The sequence below is a fragment of the Halanaerobiales bacterium genome (assembly GCA_035270125.1).
Classification (GTDB): Bacteria; Bacillota; Halanaerobiia; order Halanaerobiales; family DATFIM01; genus DATFIM01.
In genome coordinates this window covers 1-8223 of sequence record DATFIM010000060.1, presented here as the reverse complement: position 1 = coordinate 8223, position 8223 = coordinate 1, and the positions used below count along the sequence as shown (strand labels likewise).

The 8223-nt window shown below is 27.8% G+C and carries 8 protein-coding genes; all 8 read left to right on the top strand.

The features are described 5' to 3' along the window. The first annotated feature begins 7 nt into the window (after window positions 1-7). Entirely contained in the window at window positions 8-550 is a 543-nt protein-coding gene (gene lepB / locus VJ881_03235) for a signal peptidase I (protein ID HKL75058.1), read from the top strand. A 20-nt stretch (window positions 551-570) separates the two neighbouring features. After that, window positions 571-1785, top strand: a complete 1215-nt coding sequence (secD, locus tag VJ881_03230; protein HKL75057.1) for a protein translocase subunit SecD — start codon at window positions 571-573, stop codon at window positions 1783-1785. 3 nt (window positions 1786-1788) lie between these two features. Continuing rightward, the gene (gene secF / locus VJ881_03225) at window positions 1789-2652 is read left to right on the top strand and encodes a protein translocase subunit SecF (GenBank protein ID HKL75056.1); all 864 of its coding nucleotides are present in this window, start codon (window positions 1789-1791) and stop codon (window positions 2650-2652) included. Between the two features lie 96 nt (window positions 2653-2748). Further along, the gene (locus VJ881_03220; GenBank protein ID HKL75055.1) at window positions 2749-4422 is read left to right on the top strand and encodes an AarF/UbiB family protein; all 1674 of its coding nucleotides are present in this window, start codon (window positions 2749-2751) and stop codon (window positions 4420-4422) included. A 14-nt stretch (window positions 4423-4436) separates the two neighbouring features. Further along, entirely contained in the window at window positions 4437-4787 is a 351-nt protein-coding gene (locus tag VJ881_03215) for a LapA family protein (GenBank protein HKL75054.1), read from the top strand. Between the two features lie 51 nt (window positions 4788-4838). After that, window positions 4839-7259, top strand: coding sequence for a single-stranded-DNA-specific exonuclease RecJ (gene recJ, locus VJ881_03210; protein ID HKL75053.1), 2421 nt, complete (start codon window positions 4839-4841; stop codon window positions 7257-7259). Then, entirely contained in the window at window positions 7249-7761 is a 513-nt protein-coding gene (locus tag VJ881_03205; GenBank protein ID HKL75052.1) for an adenine phosphoribosyltransferase, read from the top strand. Before recJ ends, VJ881_03205 begins: the two co-directional genes overlap by 11 nt. A 9-nt stretch (window positions 7762-7770) precedes the next feature. Next, on the top strand, window positions 7771-8223 hold a 453-nt coding region (locus VJ881_03200), incomplete at its 3' end, for an HD domain-containing protein (protein ID HKL75051.1).

Sequence of the window (8223 nt, the reverse complement as noted above, 5' to 3'; positions counted from 1 at the left end):
CACAGATATTAAAGAACTTATACAGTCACTTGTTATTGCTGCGATTTTAGCATTTTTTATAATCACATTTGTAGCTCAATCTTTTGTAGTAGATGGTCGCTCAATGGAACCTACTTTACATGATGGAGAAAGACTTTTTGTGAATAAATTTATTTATAGATTTCACCCACCTGAACGAGGAGATATAATTGTTTTTTCTCCTCGAGGGGATTCAGATAAAAAATATATTAAAAGAGTAATTGGTTTGCCAGGTGATACAATTGAAATAAGAGAAGGGAAAACATTTATTAATGGGGAACCAATAAAAGAAGAATATATTAATGAGTATATGAATGGAAATTTTGGTTCATATAAAGTTCCTGAAAACAGTGTATTTGTTATGGGAGATAATCGTAATCATAGTGCTGATAGTCGTTATCCATCTATAGTTGGTTATGTTGAATATGATTCAATTGCTGGTAAGGCTTTTTGGGTCTATTGGCCAATAAATAAAATGAGAGTAATTGATAGTTATGAATATAATATAAATGAAATAAGTTCTGTGCAATAAAGTTAGGAGGCTCTTGAAGAATGAGATATAAACAAAAAAAGACATTAAAATTAGTATTAATTATAGCATTAATTGGATTTGCCTATTTTTTATTTTCTTTTTATGGAATTAATCTAGGATTGGATTTACAGGGAGGAGCTCATATAGTTTTACAGGCTCAGGAAACAGAAAATAGAGAAATCAATGATGATGTTATGAGTGGAATTATTAATATTATTGAACGAAGAGTAAATCAATTAGGTTTAACTGAACCAGTTATTCAACGTCAGGGAGAAAGACGAATAATTGTAGAACTTCCGGCCATTGATGATCCAAATGAAGCTATAGATACAATAGGACGTACTGCAATGTTAACATTTAAGAATCCCAATGGAGAAGTTGTTATGACCGGTGATGTAATAAATGATGCAAGTGCTGATTATGACCAATATGGTAGACCGGTTGTTGCTTTTAAATTAACACAGGATGGACAGGAAAAATTTGAAGAAGTAACAAGAAGGTTATTAGGTCAAAAAATGGGAATTTATCTTGATGATGAAAGACTGACAAATCCTACTGTTCAATCAGTAATATCCGGCTCCGGAGGACAAATAACCGGTTATAGTAGTGTACAGGAAGCACGTGAAGATGCTATTTTAATTAGAGAAGGTGCTTTACCAGTTCCGGTTGAAGTTATAGCCAGAAGTACTGTAGGTCCTACTCTAGGAGAAATAGCAATTGATAAAAGTCTTACAGCAGGATTAATTGGGCTTTTATTAGTAGGAATTTATATGGTATTTTATTATAGATTTCCTGGTATATTAGCTGCTATTATTTTAGCAATTTATGGATTGTTTTTATTGGGTACTCTTGCGGGATTACAGGCAACCCTTACTTTGCCAGGTATAGCAGGATTGATTTTATCAATAGGTATGGCTGTAGATGCAAATATTATTATCTTTGAAAGAATAAAAGATGAAATTAAAAGTGGAAAAACACTGCGTTCAGCTATAGATTCTGGATTTAAGAGAGCTTATACTACTATTTTAGACGCAAATGTTACTACTATTATTACTGCATTAATTTTAGCTTATTTTACAAGTGGTACAGTAAGAGGATTTGCAGTTACTTTAGGAATAGGTGTTGCAGTAAGTATGTTTACAGCATTTTTCGTTACAAGAAATTTACTAGATCTATTTTCAAATACACAATTATTAAAAAGTGATAAGGCATTTGGTGTAAGGGGAGGACAATAAATTATGGATATAATGGGAAAAAGAAAAACATGGTATACAATTTCAATTGCAATAATTCTTGTTGGATTTGTTTTTCTGTTATTTAATGGTTTGAATTTTGGTATCGATTTTACTGGAGGTACAATATTAGAGTTTACTTTTGATAATAAAGTAACTAATAGTGAAATAAGAGATACATTATCTGATCTAGAATTTTCTCTTGATCCCCAATTACAGCAAACTGATTTAGACGGTAGACCAGGAGTAATCATAAAAACAGAAGAATTAAATACTGATCAAATTTCCAGTGTAGAGAGTGTACTAGAAAATAAATATTCATCAACTGATATGATCAGAAGTGATATGGTAGGTCCTCTTATTGGTAAAGAATTGAGAAGAAATGCTATTTTTGCAATTATTATTGCTTCTTTAGCGATTGTTGCCTATATAAGTATGAGGTTTGAATTTAGATTTGCCATTGTTGCCATTATCACGTTACTCCATGATGTAAGTATAGTATTGGGGCTTTTTGCTATAATGCAAAAAGAAATTAATACTGCTTTTGTTGCTGCTTTATTAACAATAATAGGTTATTCAATTAATGATACTATTGTAATTTTTGATAGAATTAGAGAAAATATGAAATTAATGAGGCGGACTCCTTTTGTTGAAAAAGCAAATACTGCAGTTCTTGATACTTTGCCTCGTTCAATTAATACTTCTTTAACTACTTTGATAACTATTTTAGCTATTTATTTTTTCGGGGGAGCTTCACTTAAAATATTTATGTTAGCTTTATTTATTGGTATGTTTGCTGGTACTTATTCTTCAATTTTTGTAGCTAGCCCATTATTAGTTACCTGGACCCAAAAAATAACAAAGAAATAAATAATTAAAATCATTAATATTTAAAAAGCATATAATCCCCTTTTTGGGGGTTATATTTCTTTTAATATATTTTGTTTTTTTTGAAAGGAGGAAATTATGAGATTTAATCTGGCTAATCGATATAAACATTTTAAAAGATATCGAGAAATTTCTCAGGTTTTATTAAAGAATGGATTTGGATTTTTGCTAGAAGTTTTAGATTTAAAAAAATATCTTCCTTTCAAAAAAAGACTAAAAAAACATGATAGTGATTTTAACAAAGAAAATTTAGCTAAAAGAACAAGATTAGTTTTAGAAGAATTAGGTCCGACTTTTATCAAATTGGGCCAAATTTTAAGTACCAGAGCTGATATAATAGCTCCTGAATTTATTACTGAATTTAGTAAATTGCAGGATGAAGTAGAAGGAATTTCTTTTGCTAAAATAAAAAAGGTATTAAATGAAGAATTATCAGAAGATTATAAGAAAACTTTTGAATATGTAAATGAAGAATATCAAGCAGCAGCTTCTATAGCTCAAATACATAAAGCAAAATTAAAAAATGGGCAAAATGTTATCTTGAAAATTCAAAAACCAGGTATAGAAAGAAAAATTAAAGCAGATATTGAAATACTTCAAAACTTAGCTAATGTTTTAAAAAACAGAAATATTATACCTGATTATATTGAACCCAATAATATTATTTCTCAATTTGAAGAAGAGATAAAAAAAGAAATTGATTTTAAAAAAGAAATTTCTAATATCAAAAAATTTCAGAACAATTTTAAAGATAATTCTCATATAATAATTCCAGAAGTTTATGATAAAATATCATCAAAAAAACTTTTAGTTATGGAAGAAGTAAAAGGAACAAAATTGTCTGAAGTAGATCCAGACCATCAGGATATTGATGCTGAATATATAGCCGAACTTGGAGCCTGGGCATTATTTAAACAAATTTTAATTGATGGTTTTTTTCATGGTGATCCTCATCCTGGTAATATATTTGTTGTTGATAAAGATAAAATAGCTTATCTAGATTTTGGTCTTGCCGGACATATAACTCAAAAAGATAAAGATGCTTTTACTACTATTTTTCTGGCAGTATTAGGGAAAAAAACTGAAATAATAGTAGATAAAATTATGGATATAGGCATTGTTGATCAGGATATTGATAGACGAAAATTAATATTAGAATTCGAAGATTTATTGAACAGATATTATAGTAAAGAATTAAGTGAAATTGACTTAAGTTCTATTAATAAAGATTTACAGAGATTGATTTATAAATTTCATATAAAATTACCCTCAGAATTTTTCCTATTAATGAGAGCTATGGCTGTTAGTGAAGGAGTGGGTACTTCTTTAGATCCAAATTTCAATATATTTAATATGAAAGAAAGATTCATAAAAGATTTAGTAGAAGATAGGTTAAAACCTAAAAATTTAGCAAGCAGAATTTTTAATATATTTTGGAAATTTAGGAAAACAGGAAAAAGAGTACCTAAAGAAATGGAGGAATTATTAACTAAAATAGTTGATGATGACTTATCTATAAAATTTGAACATACTAATTTAGAACCTCTTATTAAAAAACTTGATATTGTATCTAATAGACTGTCAGTAAGTTTAATAGTATCAGCACTTTTGATTGGTTCCAGTATGATTTTACAAACTGATATCGCTCCTCATATATTTGGAATACCACTTTTAGGTTTCTTGGGATATACTTCTGCTGGTGTGTTAGGTCTCTGGCTGGTTATAACTATTTTTAGATCCGGCAAATTTTAACAGGAGGGGTTTTTATGCAAAAGAATTTAATTATTGCTTTGGTTTTTGCGATTATTGTTGCAATATTTTCGATTCAAAATGCTGGGCCTGTATCTTTATTATTTTTTGGTTGGGAATTTTCTACTTCATTGGTAGTTGTCGTTTTTGGAGCTGCAGTTTTAGGTGCTTTAATCATGTGGGTTATTAGTTCTTTTAAACAATTAAAAATAAAAAAAGCACAGAAGAATTTAGAAAAAGAAATTAAAAATTTGGAAGAAGAAAAAGAATCATTAAAAAATGAAATTAAAGATTTAGAAAAGAAACTAGAACACAGAAAAGAGATTGATACAAAGAAAAAGAAAAATAATAATGAAAAAGAAAAATAATTTGGAGGATTTCTCTAATTATTATGGAATAAATAAAATTGGTGATTAAAAATGCAAAGCAAGAGATGGTATATAAAAAAGAGTAATAATGAGAATAATGATATAGTAAGAAAGATATTAGAAAAAAGAGGTATATCCAAATCAAAAGAGGAAAATTTTTTAAACCCATCCCTATCTGATTTGTGTAACCCTTTTGGTTTTATTGATATGAAAAAATCAATTTCTATGATTTTAGATGTTGTTAAAAATGACGGCAAAATAATTGTTTTTGGTGATTATGATGTTGATGGTATAACTTCAACTTCACTTTTATATTTATTTTTCAAAGAATATTTTAATTATGAAATAGATTATTATATTCCTGATAGAATGGAAGAGGGATATGGTCTTAATATTGAGGCTGTACAAAAAATAATTTCTAAAAATTATGATTTGATGATTACAGTGGACTGTGGAATAACAGCCTACAAGGAATTAAAAATGGCTAAAAATAATAATTTAAAAACAATTGTAACTGATCACCATCAACCAGGTGATAAATTGCCAGATGCTGATTGTATATTAAATCCTAAAGTTAAGGATTGTAGCTATCCATTCAAAAAATTAGCAGGTGTAGGGGTAGCTTTTAAATTGTGTCAGGGTATTGTAAAATACAAAGAAAAAAATGACATGACAGATATATTAAAAAATAAATTAGATATTGTTGCTCTTGGTACTATTGCCGATATTGTTTCTTTAACTTCTGAAAATAGAATCATGGTAAAAAAAGGTTTGGAATTGGTTAACAAGAATGAAAGAAAAATATTTAAAGTATTAAAAGAAAAACTTGGTTTAAAAAATAAAAAAATAACCACCGGGCATATAGGTTATATGATTGCCCCACCTTTTAATGCTTCGGGAAGAATGGAAAATGCTGAAACAGGTGTAGAATTATTAACTAATAGTAACCCTGAAAAAATTGAAGAATTAATTGATAAAATTGTAAAATTAAATAGAGAAAGACAAAAAAGAGAAAAAGAAATATTGAAAGAAGCAGAAACTATGGCTGATAAACAATTAGAAAAAAATAAAGAAAAAACTTATGCTTTAGTATTGTTTTCTGATGACTGGCATCCTGGAATTATTGGAATTGTTGCTTCAAAATTAGTAGAAAAATATTATAGACCTACCATAATGATAGCCACAGATGAAAATGGAATGGGTAAAGGTTCAGCCAGGAGTATAAAATATTTAAATTTATTTGAAGCCCTAAAAGACAACTCTGATTTCTTTATAGATTATGGTGGTCATTCTCAAGCTGCAGGTTTATCAATAAAAAGAGAAAATATTGAAGATTTTGCTTCTCATTTTAATAAATATTTACAAAAACATTTAACTGATGATGTATTTATTCCAGAACAAAAAATTGATTCAATTATAGAAGAAAAGGATATTAATTATAATTTATATTCCACAATAGAAAAGATGAGTCCATTTGGAATTGATAATTCTAAACCAGTATTAGCGATTAAAAATGTAAATTTAAAAAAAGCATATCAGGTTGGTAAAGAAAATAAACATTTAAAAATTGAAACTGAAAAAGGTGTAAAAGGAATAGCTTTCAACAAAGGTGATTTGTATCCTGAAATTTTAAATTCAGAGATTGATATTGCTTTTAATCTTTCTTTAAATGATTGGAAGGGAAAGAAAAACATTGAGTTAAAGGTAAAGGATATTAAGTTTAAAGAAAACCCTAATGAATTGCCTATAGTGTTTAGAAGTAATAATTTTAGTTTTTTTGATAAAAGAGGGTGTAACGAAAAACTAAATTATATTTATAATACTATAAAATTAAAAAAACATAAAAAAAATATTGCAATATATATTGATGAAAATTTTGATGAAAATATATATTCTAAATTTAATATTTCTCAAAAGAATTATAATATAAAAATATACAATGATATGGATAAAATTAAAATGGGTAATCTGGATATTTTATTCTTTTTTTCTGTACCTGAATCATTGATTAATTTTAAAAAATCATTAAATGATATTGATGAGCACCTTGATGTTTATTTACTTTATGGTGAAGATGATTTTTATAAAAAGTGTAATTCTTTAAAAAAGAGAGTTGCTACTAGAAAAAACCTGGTTGAATTTTATAAATTATTAAATAGAAATAATGAAAATATTAGCTATAATAAATTAATTGATATAACTAAAGATGAATTAAATGTTAAAGAGGAATTTGTAGATGAAAGTCTGGAAATTTTTTCTGAATTAAATTTAATTAAAAAAATAGATAATAAAATTCATCTAAACTCAAAACCTAAGACTAAATTGGACTTATCAGATTCTTTACGGTATAATAAAAACACTTCTTTTATAGAAAAATTTAATTATTTTACAAAAATTGCTTTCAATAAAAATATATTTTTATTGATAGATGAAATTAATAATTATCTAGAGGAGGATAAAAATGGATCTTAGAAGTTATATAAGAAATGTACCTGATTTTCCCAAGGAAGGTATTATGTTTAAAGATATTACACCTATGTTAAAGGATAAAGATGCTTTCATGTATGCTATTGATTCCATAAAAGATAATTATAAGGATGTTGAGATTGATTACATAGTAGGTATTGAATCAAGAGGATTTATAGTCGGTACTCCGTTAGCCTATGCTATGGAAAAGGGCTTTATACCAATAAGAAAGCCTGGCAAATTACCTGCTGATAAAATTACAACTTCATATGATTTGGAATATGGAAGCAATGAATTGGAATTACATCGTGATGCAATTGAAGAAGGAGATAAGATTTTAATTATAGATGATCTGCTCGCTACTGGAGGTACAGTACAGGCTTCCTGTGAACTGGTCGAAGAATTGGGTGGAGATATAGTAGGTATTGGATTTTTGCTTGAATTAGAAGATTTAAATGGAAGGGATAAGCTGAAAGGTTATGATGTTTTCAGCCTTCTAAAAGACTGAGGGATTATAATGGAGCTAGAGCAACTTATAAATCAATTAAATGAATATATGGAGGATGCTGATTTATCTTTAGTAAGAGAGGCGTATGAGTATTCTAAAGATGCCCACGAAGGCCAATATAGAATTTCAGGTGAGCCTTTTGTCGAGCATCCTTTAGGTGTTGCTCTTATTTTAGCTAGACTTGAACTTGATATAATTTCAATAGCAGCCGCATTGTTACATGATGTAGTTGAAGATACTGAGATAACAAGTGATGATATTGAAGAAAAATTTGGATCAGAAATTGCTTTAATAGTGGATGGAGTAACAAAACTTACAAGGATGAATTTTAATTCAAAAGAAGAACATCAGGCTGAAAGTTTACGTAAGATGTTTTTAGCTATGGCTGAGGATATAAGAGTGGTATTAATAAAATTAGCTGATAGATTGCATAATATGCGTACTCTAAGTTATATGAAAAGA

Coding starts and splice junctions, on each gene's coding strand:
- secD (HKL75057.1), top strand. CDS start 571: ATGAGATATAAACAAAAAAAGACATTAAAATTAGTATTAATTATAGCA.
- VJ881_03205 (HKL75052.1), top strand. CDS start 7,249: ATGGATCTTAGAAGTTATATAAGAAATGTACCTGATTTTCCCAAGGAA.
- VJ881_03215 (HKL75054.1), top strand. CDS start 4,437: ATGCAAAAGAATTTAATTATTGCTTTGGTTTTTGCGATTATTGTTGCA.
- VJ881_03220 (HKL75055.1), top strand. CDS start 2,749: ATGAGATTTAATCTGGCTAATCGATATAAACATTTTAAAAGATATCGA.
- recJ (HKL75053.1), top strand. CDS start 4,839: ATGCAAAGCAAGAGATGGTATATAAAAAAGAGTAATAATGAGAATAAT.
- secF (HKL75056.1), top strand. CDS start 1,789: ATGGATATAATGGGAAAAAGAAAAACATGGTATACAATTTCAATTGCA.